Source organism: Psychrobacter piscatorii, assembly GCF_043641605.1.
In the GTDB taxonomy this organism is placed as follows: domain Bacteria; phylum Pseudomonadota; class Gammaproteobacteria; order Pseudomonadales; family Moraxellaceae; genus Psychrobacter; species Psychrobacter piscatorii_C.
On record NZ_JBHZRK010000006.1, the window covers coordinates 108,952 to 134,097 of the forward strand.

Annotated in this window: 17 protein-coding genes and 1 pseudogene; 12 read left to right on the plus strand and 6 right to left on the minus strand. The window is 42.8% G+C overall.

Translation table 11 applies throughout. The features are described 5' to 3' along the window. Positions 1-150: 150 nt before the first annotated feature. A complete protein-coding gene (locus tag ACHUET_RS07475; RefSeq protein WP_394211842.1) occupies positions 151-1,401 on the minus strand; it encodes an HlyD family efflux transporter periplasmic adaptor subunit in 1,251 nt (416 codons plus the stop codon). Between the two features lie 678 nt (positions 1,402-2,079). Here ACHUET_RS07475 and pilG point away from each other — a divergent pair. From pilG to ACHUET_RS07520, 9 genes and pseudogenes are all read left to right on the plus strand, one after another. Next, positions 2,080-2,457: a twitching motility response regulator PilG gene (gene pilG, locus ACHUET_RS07480; RefSeq protein ID WP_394211844.1), complete on the plus strand. Its 378-nt coding sequence runs from the start codon at positions 2,080-2,082 to the stop codon at positions 2,455-2,457. 167 nt (positions 2,458-2,624) lie between these two features. Continuing rightward, positions 2,625-2,987, plus strand: a complete 363-nt coding sequence (locus ACHUET_RS07485; RefSeq protein ID WP_201597892.1) for a response regulator — start codon at positions 2,625-2,627, stop codon at positions 2,985-2,987. A gap of 3 nt (positions 2,988-2,990) precedes the next feature. Further along, entirely contained in the window at positions 2,991-3,521 is a 531-nt protein-coding gene (locus ACHUET_RS07490) for a chemotaxis protein CheW (protein ID WP_371532879.1), read from the plus strand. Between the two features lie 303 nt (positions 3,522-3,824). After that, a pseudogene (locus ACHUET_RS07495) lies at positions 3,825-5,111 on the plus strand (methyl-accepting chemotaxis protein); the annotation flags it as partial. A 109-nt stretch (positions 5,112-5,220) separates the two neighbouring features. Beyond that, complete coding sequence (locus ACHUET_RS07500) at positions 5,221-6,159, plus strand: CheR family methyltransferase (RefSeq protein ID WP_394211847.1); 939 nt, start codon at positions 5,221-5,223, stop codon at positions 6,157-6,159. A 30-nt stretch (positions 6,160-6,189) separates the two neighbouring features. After that, a complete protein-coding gene (locus tag ACHUET_RS07505) occupies positions 6,190-13,083 on the plus strand; it encodes an Hpt domain-containing protein (protein WP_394211849.1) in 6,894 nt (2,297 codons plus the stop codon). Next, positions 13,073-14,074: a chemotaxis protein CheB gene (locus ACHUET_RS07510; RefSeq protein ID WP_394211851.1), complete on the plus strand. Its 1,002-nt coding sequence runs from the start codon at positions 13,073-13,075 to the stop codon at positions 14,072-14,074. Before ACHUET_RS07505 ends, ACHUET_RS07510 begins: the two co-directional genes overlap by 11 nt. Positions 14,075-14,091: 17 nt before the next feature. Then, the gene (locus ACHUET_RS07515; protein ID WP_394211853.1) at positions 14,092-14,589 is read left to right on the plus strand and encodes a hypothetical protein; all 498 of its coding nucleotides are present in this window, start codon (positions 14,092-14,094) and stop codon (positions 14,587-14,589) included. Between the two features lie 141 nt (positions 14,590-14,730). Next, entirely contained in the window at positions 14,731-15,252 is a 522-nt protein-coding gene (locus ACHUET_RS07520) for a cytochrome b (RefSeq protein WP_394211855.1), read from the plus strand. Positions 15,253-15,395: 143 nt separating this feature from the next. On the opposite strand, the gene minE is transcribed toward ACHUET_RS07520, so the two are convergent. The 5 genes from minE to ACHUET_RS07545 all read right to left on the minus strand — a co-directional run bounded on the left by minE (position 15,396) and on the right by ACHUET_RS07545 (position 20,217). Continuing rightward, positions 15,396-15,686 (minus strand): cell division topological specificity factor MinE, encoded by a 291-nt coding sequence (gene minE, locus ACHUET_RS07525; RefSeq protein ID WP_201597908.1) that lies wholly within the window; start codon positions 15,684-15,686, stop codon positions 15,396-15,398. A 2-nt stretch (positions 15,687-15,688) separates the two neighbouring features. Beyond that, positions 15,689-16,501, minus strand: a complete 813-nt coding sequence (gene minD, locus ACHUET_RS07530) for a septum site-determining protein MinD (protein WP_058025481.1) — start codon at positions 16,499-16,501, stop codon at positions 15,689-15,691. Between the two features lie 414 nt (positions 16,502-16,915). After that, complete coding sequence (gene minC, locus ACHUET_RS07535; RefSeq protein ID WP_201597910.1) at positions 16,916-17,743, minus strand: septum site-determining protein MinC; 828 nt, start codon at positions 17,741-17,743, stop codon at positions 16,916-16,918. Positions 17,744-17,818: 75 nt separating this feature from the next. Continuing rightward, complete coding sequence (locus ACHUET_RS07540; protein ID WP_394211858.1) at positions 17,819-18,910, minus strand: hypothetical protein; 1,092 nt, start codon at positions 18,908-18,910, stop codon at positions 17,819-17,821. Positions 18,911-19,242: 332 nt separating this feature from the next. Further along, complete coding sequence (locus tag ACHUET_RS07545; protein ID WP_394211860.1) at positions 19,243-20,217, minus strand: acyltransferase; 975 nt, start codon at positions 20,215-20,217, stop codon at positions 19,243-19,245. 450 nt (positions 20,218-20,667) lie between these two features. On the opposite strand from ACHUET_RS07545, the gene ACHUET_RS07550 reads away from it, so the two are divergent. From ACHUET_RS07550 to ACHUET_RS07560, 3 genes are all read left to right on the plus strand, one after another. Continuing rightward, positions 20,668-21,324: a YiaD family glycine zipper/OmpA-like lipoprotein gene (locus ACHUET_RS07550; RefSeq protein ID WP_201597918.1), complete on the plus strand. Its 657-nt coding sequence runs from the start codon at positions 20,668-20,670 to the stop codon at positions 21,322-21,324. Between the two features lie 407 nt (positions 21,325-21,731). Beyond that, positions 21,732-23,189, plus strand: a complete 1,458-nt coding sequence (locus ACHUET_RS07555; protein WP_394211862.1) for an imelysin family protein — start codon at positions 21,732-21,734, stop codon at positions 23,187-23,189. A 255-nt stretch (positions 23,190-23,444) separates the two neighbouring features. Beyond that, positions 23,445-25,094, plus strand: a complete 1,650-nt coding sequence (locus ACHUET_RS07560; protein ID WP_394211864.1) for a di-heme oxidoreductase family protein — start codon at positions 23,445-23,447, stop codon at positions 25,092-25,094. Positions 25,095-25,146: the final 52 nt, after the last annotated feature.

Consider the following 25,146-nt stretch of genomic DNA (forward strand, 5'->3'; position numbering starts at 1 on the left):
TCATGACGATAAAAATACGTAGTGATAAAAATAGTCCTAAATACTCGGATAGTGCTATATATAATACGACTATATTGCCCAATGATGCTGTTACAAAACAAGATAGGCTTTGTTAATGTTTCTACCAAATGTAACTGTCAGCATGAATTGCTATGACACGATGACTTTTTTGCCTTCAGAATCAATAGGTAAATCAGCCAAGCAAATTAAACTATCGTTACTCACACCAGCAATCAAATATTGTTGCGTGGTCGGATCATACTCAACAACCTCGATAGGCTGGCGTGTCAAACGCTGGTCTTGACCAATAATCCAGACATTGGCTGTTAACGGTTTAAGCGGCATATATGGCGGTTTTTGTAACTCCGTTAAGTCAACATCATGCAAGGCGCGCTTAGGCACGATAGTACCTACGTCTATTTGTCCGTAATTGACTCGCCCCGTGACTTTCATTTCTGGTTGTAGCTTGTCACGGCTGGCTTCATTGTCAATGACGTTAACATACACCAACAGTTTTTTTGGCTGGCTGGTAGGCACAAGCTTACTGACCTGACCTGTAAACTTGTCAGTGATACCTTCGGTCGTAAAATTGACAGTCTGACCAACTGAAAGCTGAGGCTCTGCTTGAATGGGTAGTGTCGCCGCAAAGTGCAATTTGGTCTCGTCACTAATTTCTAATAGGGGAGTGCGCGCCGCCATTTTTTCACCAGTTGTGGCATATAGGTTTTCTACACGACCTGAAAAGCTAGCAGTTATCGTCACCAAATTATATTGTGGGTTCGGTTTTTTAGTATCAGCTTTTACACCATTACTATCGGCGTTATCACTATTATCTGTCACAAGGTTTGCTGCTGACGCCTCTTCTTTATCATTACTAGTATTATTTACATTAGCATCATTATCAACAGATAAAGCCTTAGTAGAGCTAGAGTCAGAATTGTCGTCAATACTTGGTGTATTCTCTGGTTTCTTATTATTGGTAGTGCTTGTCACTATTTCTTCTTTAGAAGAGCTGGCTTCTGTAGATGTGTCTGATTTTACGGCAGGATCGCTCACCGCCGCCAAACGCCTGACAACTAGTAAGGGCGTACCTTTTTCTACCCATTGACCTTCGCTGACAAACGTTTTTTCTATATTGACTGGATGTACTGCAACAAATTTGGTTTGTTTGATAGGCTCGATGCTACCTTGCAGCCCTAGACTTGGCTGATAACGTGAAGACTTGATACTCAGTATATGTTCAGGCGTCATCGTGACACTATCACTGGTGATGACAACGGGGGAGTCTGCCGTGTTTTCAGGAGCGACTGACTCAGTCTCGGATGGTGAGGGCTGACAAGCAGCAAGCAACAAAACGCTGAGCAAGTAAAGGCTTTTTTTGGAATGTTTAAAGGCTGTCATAGCAGTCACCGTTATAGTCGTCGCTTCATTATATAGTGAATAGATACGCGGTGGAACAATTGCGCCATACTTACTAATCTTAAGTAGCGTAAGCGTTTGTCGTAAGAAAATAGACGAGGTTGCCGGCTTATTAAATAAGAACAGCGGTTTATGATACTCATTAGTTAGAACATTAATTCGCTAATGACTGGAAAAGCATCAATAACTGTGCTAAAACAAACATAACGAAATACTGTGATACATTTTTATCACAAAAGAAAATTATTCAGCAATGTGATTATTGATTCTATATAATGCAGGAATATCATAAAGTTGGTTGCCTCGTTGTTTGAATGACGTTGTCACTGACAGTAAGTAAGTTCAAAAATTTTGAGTGTTTTAAGAGATAATACGACTTTGCTTGATGGTTATAAAAGTAAAATATTGAGCCTAAAAAGCTAAGAATCGCACTCAATTTTATGAGCTTATTACGAGCAAAGTGCGTATAGTAACTCATGTTGACGCTGTGTTTGATGGGCAGACACTGATAAAAGGTATTCACTGTCATAAAATGTCTAATAAAATCTTAGTCTTTTGTATTGGTCTAACATTGACTGATATCATGATTTGAGATGATCGTTAGAGCTTTATATAGACAGAGAGCGTTACGAATAAATAGTCGTTCATAGGATAATGATAATGGAAAATAATTTTGAAGGTTTAAAAGTAATGGTGATTGATGATTCAAAAACCATTCGCCGTACCGCAGAAACCTTGCTACAAAAAGCGGGTTGTGAAGTCGTAACCGCTATAGATGGCTTCGATGCCTTAGCAAAAATTGTTGATAACAACCCAGATATTATTTTTGTCGACATCATGATGCCGCGCTTAGATGGCTATCAGACTTGTGCACTCATAAAAAATAACCCTGATTATGCTAATAAACCCGTGATTATGTTGTCATCTAAAGATGGCTTATTTGATAAAGCCCGTGGCCGCATCGTCGGATCTGATGAGTATTTGACCAAACCATTTAGTAAAGATGAGCTCTTTAATGCGATTAACCAATACCGTTAGTCAGCTCTATAGACTCAAATATAGTGATTGCTAAGATTAAAAATAATGACTCACTATCTAAGTGACTAGCATAAAAATAAATCACGAATAAGTTGTTGGGCATCATTTTCAATCTTTTTATCAACAATATATCTTCATAGATATTTTAGAAAATAAAGGAAAATCCTATGACTACCGTTTTAGTCATTGACGACTCGCCATCAGAAATGGCGAAATTTCGCGACATGCTTTCCAAAAATAATTTTCAAGTATTAGAAGCATCAAATGGCGAGCAGGGCTGTCAGATGGCAGCTGATCACCTGCCAGATGTCATCTTAATGGATGTGGTCATGCCAGAAATGAACGGTTTTCAGGCTACGCGAAAAATCACTCGTGGTAAAACCACCGCTCATATACCTGTCATTATGATTAGTACCAAAAATCAAGAAACTGATAGAGTGTGGGGCAAGCGTCAAGGTGCCAAAGAGTATATGAATAAACCAGTCGATGAAAATGGATTGGTCAATATGATTCGCAAAGTGATGGAGTAACTTGTGGCCTCTAGAGGATTTATTGAGCTTCTGCGTCTAGCAGATTTGGCACGTGCGCGCAAAAGTGGTCGCCGCGGTGGTCAAGAGTTTGATTGGCAAGGGGTGGTATTTGAGATTGGTGGGCAGCGCTTAGTTGCCCCTATGGGTCAGGTATCAGAGGTATTATCCATGCCAGAATATACTAGCTTACCTCTAGTAAAGCCTTGGATGCTAGGTATTGCCAATATTCGCGGACGATTACTACCTCTGACGGATTTGTCACACTTTTTACAAGTGCCAAGTCGTTTGTCACAGCTAAGCCAGCGCAAAGTTATTGTAATCGATCATGACAATAACTTTTCGGGGCTACTGGTCGATCAAGTGCTTGGTATCGAACAGTTCACTCAGGAACAATATCGCCCAGAAGCGATTGATTCCAATTCACCATTTGCACCTTATAACCATGGTAAGTTTTTGAAAGACGAGCAAGAGTGGTACGTTTTCATGCCAAGCTTGCTGGCACAGGATCTGCAGTATTCAGATGCTGCAATATAGTAATCGATAATAGAAGACCTATTTATTCGGTAACGACAGATTGATAGCGACTGACACGATACAGTGAGATGTCAGTATTTATACAGGCTTTGCTAATCATTGTTTTGATAACAATAAGATTGTCAAAGTCAGTCACGATAAGACTTTGACGATTGTTTGAAAGGAATACGCAAGATGAGTGATGTTAAAAGAAAACCTGTAGCTGGCGTGGGCCAAACAGCAGTAGATGGCAAAAGCTCTGATAGTACATGGAAATTGTTATTAGGATTTTTTGTGCTATTAAGTTTGGCTTGTCTGATTTGGCTGATCAACTCCCTATCAACGGTAAGTCAATACTTTGATAGCTTTGATCAATCGGTTGTTTTACCGGCGGCGATATTTGCAGTCGGAGCCGTGGGCATTATGTTTGCCTCATATCAGTTGCTCAAGCAACGTGGTGGATCGGAGCGTTTACTGATTGAAAAAGAAACGTTACGCCGCCGTCAAGAAGCAGAAGCAGAGTCTGAACGAGCTCGTCAAATTCAAGAAGAAAACGAACGTAACCAGATCGCTATTCTACGCCTACTTGATGAGTTGGGTGATTTGGCAGAAGGTGATTTGACTGTCAATGCTACCGTATCAGAAGACTTTACAGGGGCAATTGCCGACTCAGTAAACTTCGCAATTGACCAATTACGTCAATTGGTCTTGGTTATTAACAGCACCGCTGACCGAGTTGCACAGTCTTCAGATCAAACGCAGATGAACGCTGTTGAGCTTGCTGAAGCTTCTGAACATCAAGCGCAAGAAATTGCTGGCGTATCAGCCGCTATTAATGAGATGACCGTGTCAATTGACCAAGTTTCGAATAATGCGTCAGAGTCTGCGACGGTTGCTCAGCGTTCAGTTGCCATTGCCTATAATGGGGCAGAAGTTGTACAGCGTTCGATTGAAGGTATGAACGTTATTCGTGATCAGATTCAAGAGACATCGAAACGTATCAAACGTCTTGGTGAGTCTTCGCAAGAGATTGGTGATATCGTTGGCTTGATTAACGATATTGCAGACCAAACCAACGTATTGGCATTGAACGCCGCCATTCAGGCATCGATGGCAGGTGAGGCCGGTCGAGGCTTTGCGGTTGTTGCTGATGAGGTTCAGCGTCTGGCTGAGCGTTCAGCGAATGCGACCAAACAGATTGAAACATTGGTAAAAACCATTCAGGCGGATACTAATGAGGCTGTTATGTCGATGGAATCGACGACATCTGAAGTAGTACGTGGTGCTCGTTTGGCAAAAGATGCTGGTGAAGCACTAGAAGAAGTACAGAGCGTTTCTAACACGTTGGCTGATTTGATTCAGAACATCTCAAATGCTGCATTACAGCAGGCTGAATCTGCTGGCCATATTTCTCATACTATGAATATCATTCAAGATATTACTTCACAAACCTCATCTGGTACGCTTGCCACAGCACGTTCTATTGGTGAGTTGAGTGAAATGGCTGCCGCACTACAAGAATCTGTTACTGGCTTTAAAGTATCGAACGATGATGAGTTATTAGATGATGAAATGATTCATTCTGAACAAACCTTATCAGAAATTGTCTAACCTTTTAGCTTGAATGTTAAAGCGGTATTAATACGTTTTTTTGTATAAGGTTTTAATTAAAATGCTGTACAGGTACTGATGCCGTGCAGCAGTGACAATAGCAGGTGACGTGAACAATCCTACACAAGCAAAAAAGGCTCTATTTAATACATTTGAACCTGTATGGGGTGATGAGATGATACAGGGCGATAGCGCTAATTTGCAGCAGTGGCAACGATACATAGAACAAGAGATTGGCTTTATATTGCCAAATATGCAGCTGCAGTGGTTGACCAATGCCATTGATCATACAGCAACGTTAAATGGACTCACTACTCAGCAGCTATGGCATCAGTTGCCTAAAGATAATGAGATTCGCCAGCAGTTGTTGGATAAGGTGCTGATCCATGAGAGTCGCTTTTTTCGCCATAAACCTTCTATAACCTTTGTCACAAAATATGCAGCAAATTATCAACGAGCAAATAAAACGGATACATCATTTCGCATTTGGAGTGTTGGTTGTGCAAGTGGGCAAGAGACTTGGTCGCTGGCTATGAGTCTGACAGCCGCGCAGTTGTCCAATCATGTGATACTGGGAACAGATGTGAGCGAGCAAGCGATTACAAACGCGCGGCTAGGACAATATGATAAACGGCAGCAGTCATTAATTCCTCAAAATTGTCAGCAGTTTGTTCACTCTTTGATTACTAAGAATGCAGGCAATGAGCTGAGTATGGCTGATGCTTCTATTAAAGCAGAAAGGTCTATCAATACTCACGTTGATTGGCAAGTAGCGCCGGCTTTACGACCTTATGTTAGCTTTGCTCTACACAATGTTATTGAACAAAAACCACCCACTTCGCACCTCCAAAATGTGATTATCTGCCAAAATATGCTGCTGTATTTTCGTAAGTTTGATCAGCGTGATATTTTGGCACGGCTATCAGAGCAGTGTGCGATAGAGGGATATATTATATTGGCTCCAGGTGAGGCGTTGTTTTGGCGTCCTTCGAATATGCGCCGTATTGCGCACCCACAAGTGAATGTGTGGCAAAAAATTAGTGCCTAAATTAGTGCCTAGACGAGTTAGGATAAACCTATGAAAAAGCAGCCCAATGACATAGCGACGCTTGAGTGGTTGTCGCCACTGCTCAATCAGCAATTATCACAGATATCTGATGGCTGGCAATCAGGTGCTGACATCGACAGTTATCAACAGATGACATCGCACTACCATCAAGTTAGCGGCGCGCTGACGATGATTCGCTTGCCGCTACTAGCAGATCTTGCCCATAAGTTGAGCCTTATGGCGAGCTTGGGAGAGAGTGATGATCTGTCTACTAGAGACTGTCAAATAGGCAAGTTTTCTCATAAGTTGTTACAACATGCGCTTAACCAATATGCGCGTGTAGGCAAATACAACCGTGCTCTAATAAATAAAGCGACTAATGAGCTTGCTCAGATACTGTCGCAACGAGGTGTGGAAGCAGACGCGTTTATAGATGCTACTGATACCCAGCACGATCATCGAAATAACGATGATATTCACGAAGATATTGTCAACAGCATTCATATCGCAGTACCCACGAGTAATGTCACGACCAATTTGGAAGATCAGCACTATCAGCAGATGTTACTGGTGTGGCGACAGCAAGTACAAAAATTGCTGGTTGCCAATATCAATCAGGCACCCGTTCTACAAATTTTAGAAAAAGTTAGCCAATATCTATGGCAGACCACTCAAGACCATGAGTTACAGCGCCTATGGTACTTGACTCAATTGTGGCTGAGTGATCTTGCTCATAATGAAGCGCCGTTACCTGAATATTATGCGCCACTATTAGGTCAGCTTGATTGCGTCATAGAATCTGCTACTCAGCCAGCCCAGTTATCTTCGAGCCTTGTCAAAAGCTTAATCACCAGTGTCTATGTCCAGCTCAGCTATTTAGAGAGTAGTAGTGAGCGAACTCAATCTATCCTTAATGACATATCACAGCACGGGCCTGCGACCTCACGTTTTTTAACGCGACTACTCAGCGAGATTGAGACCTTTATCTTTAATCTAGATAAGCCAGACACGCTAGCAAATCCTCTACGACATATAAAGAGCCAGCTTAAGAGTCGAGGTTGGGTACAATATGCGTCGCAAGTTGAATCAATCCTTGCAGATTTAGAACAAGCACGTTTATCAGAGACAGAGTTTACGCAGCAGCAATGGCACATCGAGCGCAAGCTACAAGAGCTATATAGTGCTATTTATGATACCGAACAGGCAATATCACTCAAAATCGGCGCTGCTGCTTCTTTTGCTATTGTACCTGAAGCGTTCGATATCAGTGATGTAAAGGGTGAAGGTAGACATGAGTCAGTTTCTACTGACAGTGATTTACGTGAGCTACGTATTGCCGTTGAAGAAATCAAGGAAAGCTTTAACGAGTATATACAACGTCAAGATATCCAGTCTTTAACAGCCATTGCTGACTTTGACAAAATTGCCCATGCTTTTGATGATATGGGACTGCCAGTCATTAGAGAGACGATAGAAAATATAGGTAGTATATTCACGCAACTGCTCACTCATGAGATTGCTGTACTTAGCTGGGATGTGACCCAAGCCTTGGCAGAGAGTCTGACCTCGATTGAATTGTTACTTGACTATCTTGCGCAGCAAGTCTTTGATCAAAACTTACTGACGCAGGCAAATGAGTATGCAGCGAAAGCATCACAGCTTCTTCATGCGTATGTGACATCACCAGAAACGATTAACGAGACATGGCTGACGCAAAAGCCAGTCGCGATGAATGTGCTTCGTTATGATGATAGTGGTGAGATCGCACCTGTGATCAGTTCAGATGATGAAACGGTGATAGCAGCGCAAGATACCACTGATACGAGTCCTAATGTAGAGAGTGACGCGTTGCTGCGTGCTCGTGAACAAGTCAAGCCTGACAACTTTGAAGTTGATGAAGAGATTCGTGATATTTTTATCGAAGAAGTCACTGAAGTCATTGACGATCTGGAGGATTTTCTGCCTATTTGGCAGCAGGATGCACAAGATTTAACACCATTGACTGAGGTGCGTAGAAGTTTTCATACGCTAAAAGGCTCAGGCCGTATGGTTGGTGCTTTTAGTATCAGTGAGATGGCATGGTCAATAGAAAACCTACTTAACCGTCTGTTGGATAAGACACTCCCTGTAACAGACGATGTCGTACGTCTGGTGATAGAGACAGCGGAACGTTTGCCAGTGCTACTGACAGATTTTGCCGCACAACAATCACCGAGCTCTGATCCTGCTATTACTATTCTACAAAGTAGTAACCTAATGGCGCAGCAGCCTGTCAATGCTGGTTTAGATCTATATGAGACTGGAATCACTGAAACATCAGCTGAAGTAGCGTTAGGTATCAATGACTCTGATTCAATGGATGATTTATCGTTAGAAACATTACTTTCGAGCGTTGATGATGCTGCAGGAACAGATTCTGAAAGCAATAATACAAATGTACCAGCATCGCTATCTGGTTTAGAGATTCCAGCAGTACTTGTTCCGTTTATGCAAGAAACCGAGCAATTAGCAGCCGATGCAAATGATGCAGATCCTGATATTAAAGAGATATTTATAGAAGAGGCCGAGGAAGTACTTGCCGAAATCGTACCTTTATATGAAGGTTGGCAGCTAGCATCGACTGACCTAGACGCCTTAAAAGATATCCGTCGCGGTTTTCATACCCTAAAAGGCTCTGGTCGCATGGTGGGCGCTAACTACACCGCCGAGCTAGCATGGGCGATAGAGAATATGCTTAATCGCGTATTGGATCATAGTGTTGTTGTCTCAAGCGATATGGGTCAACTAATGTCAGACGTATTGGCCGCTTATCCTAAAATGTTAGTAGCATTTGAAAATAATAGCCAAGATTATCCAGCTTTAGTGCCTTTATGGATTGCCTGCGCCAATGCCTATAGTAAGCAACAGGGTGATGCGTTTAGTTACTCTCGTTTATATGAGCAAGCAACAAGCCATTCTGAAGATGACGCAGCGCAAGAGCCCGTATTGGCGACTAGCATAGACGAAGCCAATCCTACCTATGATGAGACTAATGAAGCGATAGACATGACGTTACAGACCTTTCATTCTGTCAACGAAAAAATGGCAGAGGCAACCGTCGTTCTAACATCCCAAAGCGAAGAAGAAAAAGCATTTTGTAAGATATTTATTGATGAAGCAGAAGAGTTACTTCATCACATTGATCAATTTGTCAGCGACAATCAAGATCAGCAGCTTATTGAGATAACGGATGAAATAGTACGTGCATTCCACACATTACGAGCTGCATCTGGCTCCAGGGCTTTGGCTGCTATCAGCGAAGTTAGCGCAACGATAGAGCATAGTTTGGAGCTATTGCAGCAGCAAGATACAGCGATGAGTGCCCAACATCTAGAGGCTTTAGCGCAGTCTGCCAAGCTGATAAATGGTTATTTACGTAGCTACAAACAAAATATTCAGCAGCGTAGTGTCATAGTAGAAGATTCATACAGTCAGCAAGAGCAAGACATAGTGTCATTGCAAGCAATGCTGGCTGAGCAGTATGTCATTAGTGATGCTGATGCGAGCGTTGTTACTGATAGCAAACCAACGATAGAAGAGCTATTAGATAATAATATCGATACGTTATTAGATGCTGAGTGGGAGTTAGAAGAAGCGCTTGGTCATGCTGAAACAGAACACAGTCAAGACTATATCGCGCAGCAAATTGCACAAATCACCTGCTTAACAGATAAAGCTCAAGCATTTCCAAAATTCATTACCGTTCTAAATGAGCTTGGTAATGCCTATAGCTACCTGAGTGATAATATCGATAAAGCGAGAGATAGAGATATCCAATCTATTCTACTGTCGGGCCATGCCCAGTTGATTGGTCTATTCGATGCGCTAGCTGGTAGTACGTCACTGAAAATAGACCAGCAGGTAATGAGTGAGCTACAAGGTATCTATCAAAATGATAACCTTGACGATAACGACGAAGGCTTTGTCGTTCGAGCTATTTCGGCACCTGAAATCCAATTTGAAACGATTGATACGGATATTGAGCTATTAGAGATTTTCTTAGAAGAAGCTCAAGAGCTTGATAACGCGCTAGATGAAAGTTTCAATAAATGGCGTGACGATATTACTAATATCAACTCGCTAAAAGTATTACAGCGTCATTTGCACACCATTAAAGGTGGCGCACGGATGGCTGGCATTCGTAGTATTGGTGATCTAACTCACGAAGCAGAAAGTGTTTATGAGTCTTTTGTAGAAAATAGACGAGAGCCGACGACACAGTGGCTCGAGATTATGCAAATGGTGCAAGACACGATGTCGCAACAAGTAATGCATATCGTGAATCATAAAAAATCCTTTTTTACCTCAGAGCTTATTGAGCAGTTAAAAGTACTTGAAAAGGCAAAAACCTTACCAGAAACGGTAGAGCTGATCATACCAGCACCGAAAAACTATTTTGAACCAGACATTCAAAACGTAGTGGCTGATGAGGCCGATAACAGTACCGAAATATCAGAATTGCTCAGCCTAGATACCATGATTAAGCAGTCGTGGGCTAATGGGTTGCCTGATCCAGACATATTATCGGTGTTCTTAGAAGAGGCAGAAGAGCTTACCAATCGCAATAAATACCTGCACTTGTTCTTAAACGACACAAACAATACCACAGCACTACAAGCGCTTCAGCGAGATCTGCATACCATTAAGGGCGGTGCCCGAATGGTGACTGCGTCCGGTATTGCTGATTTGGCTCATGAGATGGAGTCGGTTTATACAGACTTTGTGAGTAACCGTCGCCCGCCTACTCAGAAAGTATTAGAGTTGCTAGTTGCCAGTCATGATTGGCTTGCTGATGCCGTATTTATTCTTCAACAAAATGTGAATCCACCAACGCCTGCACTATTAATCGAGGCGTTAGAGCAGTTTGGGAGAAATCCTGATAGTCTCAAACAAGTTCCTAAAGAATCTCTACAGTCTCAGCGCGAAGCAATTTTGATTGCTAAAGAAAATCAAGACTCTCACTATCTTGAAAAAGATATTAGCGAGATGCCATCTATGTTCAGTAACACTAATGAGGACGACGACAGTACTAGTAGTAATGAAATGATTCGTATCTCAGGTGGTCTGATTGAGCATATGATTAACTTATCTGGTGAGTCAGCGATTAACCGCGCCCGTATTGATATGGGTATTAGTAGCTTGACTAACAGTATTGAAGAGATGGGTACTACGGTACAGCGACTGGCAGATCAGTTACGCCGTATGGAGATTGAGCTTGAAGCTCAGATTTTGTCACAGATAGATGATGAGCTCATTGATAATGAGGATTTCGATCCACTAGAAATGGATCAGTATTCTTCACTGAATCAATTATCAAAATCATTGACAGAATCTGCCTCGGATTTGGTTGATATCAACCATACTTTATTAGAAAAGACACGTGATAGTGAAAGCCTGCTGCTACAGCTATCGCGAACACAGACTGAGTTGCAAGATGGGCTGATGAACTCGCGTATGGTGCCATTCACGCGTCTGACACCTCGTCTTGAGCGTATTGTTCGTCAGACCGCTAATGAGTTGAACAAATCCGTTGAGTTGACCATCATTAATGCTGATGATGAGATGGATAGAACCATTCTAGAACGTATTACTTCACCGCTTGAGCATATGCTAAGAAACGCTGTCGATCACGGTATCGAAGCGACCTCGACGCGTCTCAAAGCAGGCAAAGAACGTAGTGGACATATTACGCTGGAGGTCCATCGAGAAGGTAGCGAGATTGTCATCCAACTATCAGATGATGGCCGTGGTATCGATGTAGAGGCAGTACGCAATAAAGCTATCTCTCAAGGTCTGATTGATGCAAACGATGACAGTCTATCTGATCTTGATATCATGCAATACATCTTCAATGCTGGGCTGAGTACCAGTAAGCAAGTGACACAGATCTCTGGCCGCGGCGTTGGCATGGACGTTGTGATCAGTGAAATCCGTCAATTAGGTGGTTCCGTCTCGGTTGTTTCAGAGCTTGGCAAAGGCTCTAATTTCACGATGCGTTTGCCATTGACCGTCGCTGTGTCTGACGCTTTGGTCGTGCGCGCAGCAGATCGCTACTACGCCATACCATTGGTGCAGATTGAGCGCGTGGTGCGCGTCAACCCAGAAAAGCTATATGATTACTATCAGTCAGACGCTGCCACCCTGAACTTTGAAGATACCGAATACCGAGTTCGCTATCTAAATGAGATTCTATCAGGTAATAAACTGAATGAGCTGGTCGTCAATACCAACACCAGTTTGCCGCTGATTATTATTAAAAACCGTACGGGACAAAACATCGCACTACAAGTTGATCAGATTGCAGGATCACGTATTGAAGTGGTTGTGAAACCTCTAGGCCAGCAATTATCGAATATACCAGGTATTTCAGCTGCTACTATTATGGGCGATGGTTCGGTAATGCTCATTTTGGATTTGATTGCGTTAATGCGAAATGCGCAGTTAGTGAAGAACAGCTCGAAATCTGCCAGCGCTAATCGAGGACGTATAGAGTCCAAATCGACGGTGTTAGTAGTCGATGACTCCGTGACCGTACGTAAAGTGACCTCTCGTTTCTTGGAGCGTCAAGGGTTTAATGTGGCCGTTGCAAAAGACGGGATCGATGCGCTCGAGATATTACAAGACACGACGCCAGATATGATCTTGCTGGATATTGAGATGCCGCGTATGGATGGCTTTGAGGTGGCGACTCAGGTCAGATTCAATAGTCGATTACAGCATATTCCAATTATTATGATTACCTCACGTACTGGCGAAAAGCATCGTGAGCGTGCTCTAGAGATTGGGGTAAACGACTACATGGGTAAGCCATTCCAAGAAAAAGAGTTGCTTGAAAAAATCCAAAGACTACTTGGTGAAGAGGTCAGCCTAACTAATGAAGGATAATGCACGTGTTTTAGCACTGCGACAAAAAAATAATAATGAGATTAAAGTGCTGGTGGTGGCAGAAGATCATCGCCAGCGTGTAGCTTTTTCGGACACCGTACGTAGCTGCGGTTTCACGCTTGTCGGCTGTGTGTCATGGGCTCAGTGGCAAGAAAAAAGTGAGCTGTCTAATGTAGATATCGATATTTGGCTCATAGACAGTGATTATGATGACAGTATTGCAACCGCAACGACAGCTTCCAAATCTGCTGCTGTCTTGGTGGGTTTTAGTCAGGCACCCTATCTTAACGAAGCACAGCAATATGCCAAATGGCAGCGTAAGTTAAAACGTAAACTGGCGAAACTGCTGGCGTTACCAACCTTACTGGATACTGCTGCTCATAAGAGTGATGATGCTGAAAGAAGTTGGCAATATGTCGTGTTTTTGGGTGCGTCTATGGGTGGTCCTAGTGCGATAAAAGAGTTTTTAGATAATGTGCCAGCGACACTGCCAGTATGCATTTTATTGGCGCATCACTTCAATCAGACTATGATTGGTACGTTACCAAGGATACTCAATCGCCATAATGATTGGCGCTGTGAAGTTATCGCTTCCTCGCAGCGTTTGCGAGCAGGGCAATGTCTCATAGCACCGATCGATAAGCAGATTGTCTGTGATTCGGCAGGTCGGGTGATACTGTTGGAGCAAGCGTGGAGCGGTGAGTATAAGCCTGCTATTGGTCAGCTTCTTAAAAATACCAGCGATGTTTATGGTAGCGATCTAATCAATATTATATTTTCGGGCATGGGTAATGATGGCTCTCAGTATTTAGACATGGTTCAAGACAACAACAGCCAGTTGTGGGCGCAAGACCCTAGTCTGAGTGCATGTCCGAGTCAACCTCAGGCTATTATTGATTCAGGGTATTGTGGTTTCGTTGGTAGTCCGACAGATTTGGCAAAAAAACTGACTGATTATATTGGTGAAAGGGCAGCAAGCCATTCACGCTAACTGATTGTGAGCGACGTATGAAACAAATTTTGAAACACTCATTTGAAGCGGTAAGCTTACTGACCACGAATAATGGTATGCTTGATGTGACTATCGTGCCAGCATCTAACCAACCTGATTGGATCATTCCGAGCAGTTTGATTTTGAGCATAGAGGATTATCAAGAGCGTATATCTACGTATCAGTGGCAAGAGCAAAATCTTGCTGTCTTTCACTTGTTACCGCAAGATAGAACACCAGAGAAAACTATCGTACTAGAGGGCAATACCACCGAGCATCGATTTGCTTTGCAAACGGTAGGTGAACTGCGCCAATTACAAGCCCGTATTTCTGACGTCAAAGATACAGAGCTTCCTGAGCAGTTTGCGGATACTGGTGTTGATAAAACAGAAGGTCAGTCTGACGAAAACGTTGTGCTCTCTTATCTGTATCAGACTGTTATGATTGACGACAATGTTTATTTGGTGCCAGACTTAGACAAAATTGCGCATCATTTGGTTAATTTAGATAACTAGATTCTCGTCTAAGTTTCAGTTATGCTTCACCTCATAGGTAGTACCCGAGCAATGCTGATTACTGTTTGTTATTGAATGAGTTGCTGTCCTATATATAATATCAATTATAAATAATGCTTAATAAAAACTATAGAGCCGCTCATGAATAATTCTAATGTATCAAAATGGTCGCTCAGCAGTCGTATATTTCATTGGATCAGTGCAGTTTTATTGTTGATCACATGGGTAATGATATTGCTGTATGAAAATCTCGATAGCAATCTATATATCGGATTTCACAAAGCGTTTGGGATAAGCTTGTTGTTTTGGATGATTGCGCGAGTTATCAACCGCGTCTTTACCAAAGCGCCACCATCAATACCAATGCCAAAATGGCAATCGTTGGTCTCTAAGTTATCGCATTTTGCTCTCTATGCCATTCTGATCGCTATGCCACTTGCTGGTTTATTGATGACGGTATATGGTGGTCGTCCTGTCGATATCTTTGGTTTATTCCAAATACCCGTGTTTGTGACTCCTGATAGGAGTTTGGCACGCTTTTATAATGATTTACATACCGATATTATTTGGCCGATGATTATTGGCTTTACAGCGCTCCATATTGGTGCTGCCTTGTATCATCAGTTTATCAAAAAAGATAATTTAATATCACGTATGAAATGATCTGCCATTGATCAATGTTCGGACGATGTATACATCACGCCGTACCAATAAACTTAAAGATGCAAAAAAGCCCTAAGTACATTACTTAGGGCTTTTTAAGTGATAAATGAAAGTGCTTGCTGTCTAAAGGTCTGATTACAAATTTACTTTTTGTGTTCAGGTAAATTGATGTTCATCTCTAATACATCCAAGCTATCTTCCGAGCGATGATTGATATTGACATCATCAATCTGCACGCCATTCACATATTTGTTGACCACTTCTAAGATTTCACGTTTCATTTTTTCGATACGATCAACCGTTAGGCGGTTATTTAGACGATTTTCGCTAGCTACGATAACCTTAAGACGTTCGGTAGCTAGATTGGCACTGCCTGCGCTACTGCTATCGTCAGTACCAAATAGGCTACTCCAAAATCCTTTTTTCTTAGTCATCATTAACCCCCAAACCAGCGCTGTAGTAAACTCTTTTTCTTCACATCAATATGACGTAGTGGACGCTCTTCGCCTAAGAAACGGGCGACGATATCATCATAACATTGACCAGCAACAGAGTCGGTATAATGAATAACAGGCTCGCCGTGGTTCGATGCTTCGAGCACAGAATGGCTCTCAGGCACAACGCCGAGTAATGGTACTTTTAGAATATCATTAGAGATAGTATCAATGTCCATCATCTCGTTCGCAGCAGCACGTTCTGCATTGTAACGAGTGATGACCAAGTGCTCACGTACAGAGCCTAGGTTTTCTTCGACCTTTTTCGTTTGGCTTTGCAAGATGCCGATGATGCGATCCGAGTCACGTACTGAAGAGATCTCAGGGTTGGTAACAATGATGGCTTCATCAGCGTGATACATGGCCAACTGTGCACCGCGCTCGATACCAGCAGGTGAGTCACAGATGATATAGTCAAACTGTTTAGACAGCTCAGTCATGACCTCTGCGACACCTTCATCCGTCAATGCGTCTTTATCACGCGTCTGACTAGCAGGAAGGATATACAGGTTTTCAAGCTGTTTGTCTTTGACAAGTGCTTGCGACAAGCGTGCGCTACCGGTGATGACATCAACGAAATCATAAACAATTCGGTTTTCACAACCCATGATCAAGTCTAGATTACGTAGACCTACATCAAAATCAATTACAACCGTTTTATAGCCACGCAATGCTAAACCAGCGGCAAAAGAGGCACTTGTCGTGGTTTTGCCCACACCGCCTTTACCTGAAGTGATTACAACTATCTTCGCCACAATGGCACACTCCTATGAATCAATGGGATATCTTTTATATAAATAGCACAATTGCATGGTATTTATCTACTAACTATATATGTACTATCTGCGAAGCTAGCCTAGCATAAATATACAAGGATTTATAGCAAGTCTATATTAAAGCAAAAAAACAACTGAGATATCAGCTATAAAGGGCTTTTGCTTATAAATTTCACAGTTAACAGCGATAATTTTTAGCCGTTTGATAGCTATTTAAATATACGGCAAATAACGTTAGAGCCAACACTTAATAATAGCTCAATTGTAACGATTAATTTGATATATCTTGTTTTATTTATCTGACACAGCAGCTTATATAATTACGGCTTACCTTACCCATTTTACTTTACTAGACAATCACCTAACCGTTTATTATTTTTAACCGAGTAATCGTTAAGCTTCATCCATCACGATAAATACTAGCCCTTCACCTTCCACAAACTTGACTTGCACCGGTTTGTCTATCACGTGATCTGGCAGATTGTCTCGTAAGCAATATGTCCCAGCAACAGAAACCAATGAAGGATTGAAAACTTGGCAAAAAATGCGGGCATCTTTGTCGCCCGTTGCACCTGCAACCAAGCGACCTTGCGCACGCCCATAGACATGCAGGCTATTGTCAGTGATTGCCTCAGCACCATTGTTGACACTGTTGGTCAAAATCAAATCGCCGCCAACATGGTTTAAGCTTTGTCCTGAGCGCAGCATTTGGTCATAGATTAGACTGGTTATATGCTGAGCACTTAATAATGTCTCATCTGGAAGACTAGAGATGGTGGTTTCAGTGGCAGGTATATTTGCCGCACTCTCGGTGCTAGTAGCGTTGGCTGATTCTGTGCCATTATCTTCTTTGGGTTTATTGGACGGTGTAGGGGCTGTTTTGCTAGGTACGATACGTTCGATACGTTTACCATCTGCTGGAAATATGGCCAAACGTTGCTCGCGCGCTTGATCATCAAGTAGGCCTGTCACCACACCGATAGGTTGCAGCCCCCATGACCATAGCAACTCTACTAAAGCAGACAAATCTTGCTCGACCGCGCTATCGATAAGGATTGGGATATTACTGGATTTGTTGCTCAGCGTTTCAGCAAGCTGGGCTTCAATAGCGCCTAGATCACTGGTATTGAACTGTAAACGTGAAAAAGTCAGCATCTTGCCATATAGGGCCAAGGCTGGTGCTGCGCTTGCAGTCTGATTATTATTGTCTGAAACTGTCATATATAAACCCTTAAAATAATTCTATCACTGTATTCACGGTGTCATTTTTATTATCGTGTCATGTTAGTAGACATACTATAGATTTAGCATGTCTTGGTGTTTCCATTGCTGTACTTTCACTTGCGCTTCAAATGCAGTCAAACTGTCATCAATGATACTCGAAATCAATGTATCAAGCGCAGTATTATCGGTATCTATTTGGGCGATACCACTGGCAATAGCGACCATCAATGAGTCGAGGCGCTCAGGATCAAGCAGGCGCTTATTTAACGCATAAACAACATTTTCACCAATGTTATGTCCGACATGCTGTAGCTGTGATTCAATCAAATGACCAGCAATAGGTATCATACGCAAATAGCGTCGTAGTTCAGGGGTATTGGCTAAGCCTTCTTCAATGGCGTTGCCCATGTCGCTAGCCAACATGCTGCCGCCACCTGATGAGGCAGTCAGCTCCTGCAATTTTGGCGCAAGCTCGGAGCGAAGGATAGATAATACGGCCGCTTCAATCTCAGCACGGTTACGTGTGATGGCTGATTCAATGAATGATTTATGCGTTTCAGGATTGGTCAATTCCTGTCTAAAGTTTTGGATAGTCGTCAAAATCACACGATCCGATAGCTCTTCTAGTAGTAGATCAATATAGAACTTGATACGGTTGATCCATGGCTGCGGTAGTACTTGATAGCCTAGCTGGTACAACCGACGCCCGATAACGACTGCTCTAAATAACCGTAACAAACGCAGTTGCGGAAAACAGCCCAAGACTTCATACCAATGGACAAAAGGAAAGAAAAACCAGCGATAGTAGACTTTTTCTTTGATTGCAATCGCCCAGCGTAACAGCAGCTCACCAACCAAAAATATAGTAAAAAACCCACCCGCGGTACGTAACGGCTCATGCAAGGTAGCCTGATACCAGTTGAGCCCCTCGCTGACTGACAGCCATTGTGCAGCATTACTACTAAAATCGCTCATCAGTACCGCGTCAATACTGATCAGTAATAAATCAATACTGATGGCGATGATCATTACGATGTCGTAAGTGAGCTTTAGGCGACTTGGCTGCGGGCGATCCGGTCTTGGCGGCTCACTGGTTGCAAGATGAGGCGACACCGGTGCGGTCGTAAGAGGCGGGCTAGGAGGAGGAGAGGCGGGCACAGTCATACCTTATAAGTGATAAATGGTACAAAAAATGAGTAAATTTTTAATGAGGATTCAAAAATAACCATCAAAAATTTATGAGTTCATGATTAGTCACATTATCAATGAATAAGGCTAAAAAACAACCCATCTGCGATTAAAATTTACGCATAATAGTTTATAACCTATAAAGCGAGCATCGCAAATAAAATGCTCGCTTATTATTATCAGCATTATTTTGGTCGATTACTCCATAACTCATTGCGAATACTACTCGCCTTTATGACTTATTTTGCTATGAATTATTGTGCCTGTATATAACGTATTTAATGCTTTATATTAAAGGGCATGCTTTATCAAATATCTTGAGTGTTAGGACTGGTTTCAGGGCTTGTCTCAAAATCAGCCAGCATATCGGTGATACGCTGATCTTTTTGACGCCAGATGTGTTCAACCCAATCAAACATCTGCGCTTTTATTTCTTCATCATTTTCATAGCCGCCTTGCTTAATTCCCTTAAACAACGCATCTGGTATATCGATATATCTTAGATCCACACCCAAGCGTTTGATATTGCCTTTCCACAGATCACTATAGCTTGGCACACCGTCAGGATAGACGATGGTCACATCCAGTATGCCATCGATATCTTCACCCAGTGCATTGATCGCAAGGGATAAGCCGCCAGCTCGTGGTTTTAGCAAGTGCGTATAAGGAGACTGCTGTTTGGCATGTTTGGCCTTAGTAAAGCGGGTGCCTTCTAGATAGTTTAGCAAGGTAAATGGCTTATCTTTTAGAAGGGCACAGGCACGCTTGGCCTCTTCGATATCTTTGCCTTTGAGTGCAGGGTTTTTGGCGATGGCTTCTTTGGAGTGCCTGCGCATCATGGGGAAATCTAAAAAGTAAAAAGCTTGCCCAACGATAGGAATATAGATCAGCTCAAACTTAGTAAAAAAACGCGTCAATGGCAGGCGCTTTTCGCCAATGTATTGCACGATGCTGGTATCGACCCAAGATTGATGGTTGCTGACCAGAAGGTATTTACCATCGATACGGATATCATCCGGTAAGCTAATACGCCAGTCTTTACGAGGCAGCATGTCATCGATTAGGGCGCTGTTGCTGCTGATCCAATAAGTCGCGATTTTGATGACCGCTTTATCTGCGATAGGCGCACCCGTGATGACCTTGCCGACACCCATTAACCACAAAGGAATACTACCACCGAAGCTATTTGCTGCAATGACGCCTGTTGCCGTGGCTAGAGAAACAGCTTTGCCCAGTTTAGGCGTGCGTTTATGCAGGTTTCGAATGGTGGATGTCAGTCGCATGCTTGATCCTCTTGGTTCAGTTTAATTAATAAGTAAGCCATATATTTCACAAGTCGATGTGTTCAAATATTGCCAAAACTGCTCATATGATTGATGACCAATAATCTAGTGGACTAAGCGCTAATCATAGAAGCGTTGCTGGTTAATCCCTGATACAGCGGTCATTTGACGATGAGAAACTTGGCTACATAATTTTAGCAGAAACGTTTCGCAGTGTACGAGTGTAAACGTGACTAGTGATAACAAGGAACAGGTATTAGATAGTTTAGATGCTAAGAAATACCGCAAAGTTAATCTGCACTTCTCATACATAGGTGTGACAAAATATTACACAGAGTTAGATTGTAATTGCCATAATAATGACGAAAGTAAATAAGTACTTAATAAGATTAACGGACAATCTTGATAAAGCACGATTTATAATATTTTTAAACTTATAGAGGAAATATCATGCGTAATACATTATTAATTGCAGCAGTAGCATCAGGTCTAGCACTTAGCGGTTGTACGACTGATCCAAACACTGGACAGCAACGTTTGAACAAAGCGGCTCTAGGTGGTTTGGTTGGTGCAGCAGGTGGTGCAACTATCTCAAAAGCAACAGGTGGCGACAAAACTGGTCGTGATGCTGCTATCGGTGCTGCATTGGGTGCTGGCGTTGGTTACTACATGGAGCGTCAAGCTCGTCAGCTTGAGCAGCAAATGGCTGGTACAGGCGTGACTGTTAACCAAAACCCAACCACTGGTAACATTGATCTTGTTATGCCAGGTAGCATCACTTTCTCGTTTGATGATGCAACACTTAACTCATCATTCAAGCCAACGCTAGACAAGCTTGCTTCAACCATGAATCAGTATAACCAGAACACAATCACGATTGCTGGTCACACTGATAGCCAAGGTTCAGCATCTTACAACATGGGTCTGTCACGTGACCGTGCTTACTCAGTTGCTAACTACCTAACTGCTCGCGGTGTTGCTTCTAACCGTATCAACGTAGTTGCTTATGGCGAGTCACGTCCAGTTGCTACTAATAACACTGAATCTGGTCGTCAGCAAAACCGCCGTGTTGAGCTAACGGTTAATGCACCACAAAGCGTCAACTAATCGACAATTTTATATAGCTATTTGGTAGGTGCGAATGATTTTCACGCACTTATCTAGCAAAAAGAGTCAGCAATATGCTGGCTCTTTTTTTGTGCGCTAAATTTTGATTCATCAAACTCGATAGTCAGAATAGTGCGAGTATAATGTCTGCTCTTTAAAACTAAATAGTGCTCGTTTAGCGTTTGATAACATTTTATAAAATCATCATAAAGATTAATGATTATTAATATAAAATTAAGTATTGATAATGATTATCAATAACACTATAATTTGTTAGTGTTTTATTACTGAATAGTTACAAGCTTGATAATATGCGATCAAATCAGCTGATTAAGGCGTGATTTGATAATCGATATGATGGAAGCCATTTAACCAAAACGAATTTTGCTATCTCTTTGAGGATTTGTATGACGATTACCACAGAAACACGCCGTAAGATTTTACCAACTACTTTAGCTGTTGCACTTGCAGGATTGTTAATGGTATCGGGCTGTACCAAAAAAACCGAAGAAGACACTGCTGCTACTGAGACGCAGACAGAGGTTGTAAGCACAGAAACAGGCGACAATACAGAGATATCAGCTGCCGAAAAAGCACATATTGATAGACTGGTTATCAGCTATGCAAACATGGCACACGCCGCCTATGAAGACTCGCTAGATACTGCTAAGGCATTACAAGTAGCGGTAGATACCTATGTCGCAACGCCAACTCAAGCCAACCTTGATGCGGCAAAAGCTGCCTATAAAGCTGCGCGCCAGCCGTACTCACAGACGGAAATTTTCCGTTTTGATGAAGGGTTTGTGACTGCAAATGATAAGCGCGCGATTAATAGCATCGATAGCTGGGAAGGTCAGATCAATGCTTGGCCACTGGATGAAGCGCTGATTGATTATGTCAGTGATGACTATCAAGGTGAGTACAACAGTCAAGAAAACATCATCAATAGCGACAGCATTACGGTCGGTAGTACCAAGCAAGATACCAGTACAATTACACCTGAGCTGCTTGCAGAAATGAACGAGATCGGTGGTAGCGAAGCCAATGTAACGACTGGCTACCATGCGATTGAGTTTATGCTATGGGGTCAAGACACCAATGGCGTAAAAGAAGGCGCGGGTAATCGCCCAGTCACCGACTATATGACGGAAGCTGGACAATGTACCAGCGGTGATACGGTCAATGAAGATGTCAGTATTTGTGAGCGCCGCGGTGAGTTCTTAAAAGCCGCCACTCAACTACTGGTGGATGATTTGACCGCAATGGAAGCTCAGTGGCAGCCTGATACCGAAAATACTTTACGCAGTGATTTGATGGCGCGTAAATATGACAATGGCCTGCGTCAGATTATGTACCAAATGGGTAGTTTAGCATTGGGTGAGTTGGCTTCTGAGCGTATGCAGGTTGCTTTTGTTACAGGGTCTACCGAAGATGAGCATGAATGCTTTAGTGACTTGACGCATCTGAGCTATGCCAATAATGCCCGCGGTATCCAAAATGTCTTTAATGGTAGCTACCAGACAGTCGCTGGTAAAACAGTCGGTGGCTATGGCATTAAAGACTATCTCGTTGACAGCGGTCATGTAGAGGAAGCTGATAAATTGGCTGCTGACTTTAGTAAAGTCGAAGGTGCCTTCAACGTTATCACCCAAAAAGGTGAGAAAGAAGGCATCAAAATTGACCAAATGATTGCAACGGTTGGTCAAGCGAGTCAAGAAGGCATCTCTGCTGAAGAACAAAATATCCGTCGCGGCTGGGTAGAGGCGGGTATTAATAGCTTGCAAGAACTGACCGCTGGTATCGAAAACGCGGCAAAAGCCGTTGGTATTGATAATCTTGATGCCGATGCAGGGTCACAGTTTTAAGCGCATTTTTGATGATTAAAGGCTTTTTATTATATTCATCATGCTGAGCCAACTGTTATCAAGTAACAAGGCTCACTTTTATAAAAATATAGATTGGATCTCATATATACGTTGTCGATTACGGTCGGCAACGTATTTTTGCAAGTATCAAAATAGACTGATAGGTCGGTGTTCCAAACCAGCATGTCGATTATTAGATATGTAATCGTTATCGACTCTTATGGTTCTACTCTAAAACCAAGGCATTTAATTTTTATGAAAGCCATTTATACCAAATCCTCTGCTTTTCCTTTCTCCTCTAGCATAATACAAAATTTGCCATCCAAACTTGCACTTATGATGATGGGTACGGTGGCACTGAGCGCATGTCAACCGGCTGATAGCGTGTCGAATGAGACCTCGGATAATGAGAGCAGCGCAAGCACCAGTGGAAAAGCTCAACCGCTAACCTCTGAACGTGCCGAAAATATCGAAGCATTGGCTGGCGTGCCGATGCAGCAACTGGTCAGCTTTGATCCGCAAGAGATCAAGCAAGGTGGCGACTCTGGTATCAGTATTACCAGTGCTGAAAGCTACTCTAAGCCGTCATCGAACCTGACAGCGTCGCGTAAGGGCTCGTTTTTCATTGGTAATGCATTCTTTAAGCAGCCTTGGGTCGTCGCTCCTGCCAGTACCGACAGTCGAGATGGGCTTGGTGCGCTATTCAACGTTGCCGCTTGTCAGTCTTGCCATATCAAAGATGGACGCGGTCATGCGCCCATGAGCGCCGATGATGATGCGGACAGTTTATTGCTTCGTCTATCGATGCCAGCAACGACGGATGAGCAACGTCAGCAGTTACAGGACTCGCTCATTGAAAAGGTTGTTCACCCTATGTATGGTGGACAATTGCAAGACCGCGGTATTCAGGGCGTACCTGCTGAAGCCAGAATTGCGGTGCAGTGGACAGATAAGCCAGTCACCTTTGCTGATGGGCATATTGAGACACTGCGTGCGCCAACCTTTAATTTGACCAATCCTGGCTATGGCGCTTTTGACGACGCGATGATGGTATCACCGCGAGTTGCACTGCCTATGATTGGGCTTGGGCTACTAGAGCAAATACCTGATGATGATATTAAGAAACAGGCAGGCAATAAGAGTAATAGCGACATTAGTGGTAAGTTCAATTGGGTGATGGATCCACAGACTGGCAAACGTGCGCTTGGACGTTTTGGCTGGAAAGCCGGTCAAACCAAACTGATTACTCAAAATCAAAGTGCCTTTAACGAAGACATGGGTTTGACGTCAAACATTCGTCCCCATGAATCCTGTATGCCGACACAGACCGCATGCTTAAATGCGACAACAGGCGCTGATGAGCAAGGCAAGGGTAAACCGCCTGTGGAAGTGAATGATGATGTTGCCAAGTTTGTGGAGTTTTATACCCGTAATTTAGCGGTACCGCATCGCCGCAATACCGATGATAAGCTTGTGCTGGCGGGCAAAAAACGATTTTATGACATGGGTTGTCAAAGCTGCCATACACCAAGATATCAGTTGCCAAAAACTGACGATGACCATCTTGAGCAGCATGGACAAGTGATTTATCCTTATACCGATTTATTGCTGCACGACATGGGTGATGCTCTCGCTGATCGTACCATCGCGGGTAAGCTACCACCAAAAGACGCTCAAGTTGAGTTTTTAGCCAATTCTTATGAATGGCGCACGCCCGCACTTTGGGGCGTGGGACTTGCGCAAACGGTTGATCCACAAGCGACGTTTTTACATGATGGACGCGCTCGTACGCTGATGGAAGCGGTTCTTTGGCACGGCGGAGAAGCCGAAAAGCAACAGCAACAAGTATTGAAATTAGACAAGCAAGGTCGCGCCGAGCTAAATGCGTTCTTGAAGTCGCTATAATACAGTCACTATCATAAAGTCAGCATAAAAACGCTATAAATTACTACCTATA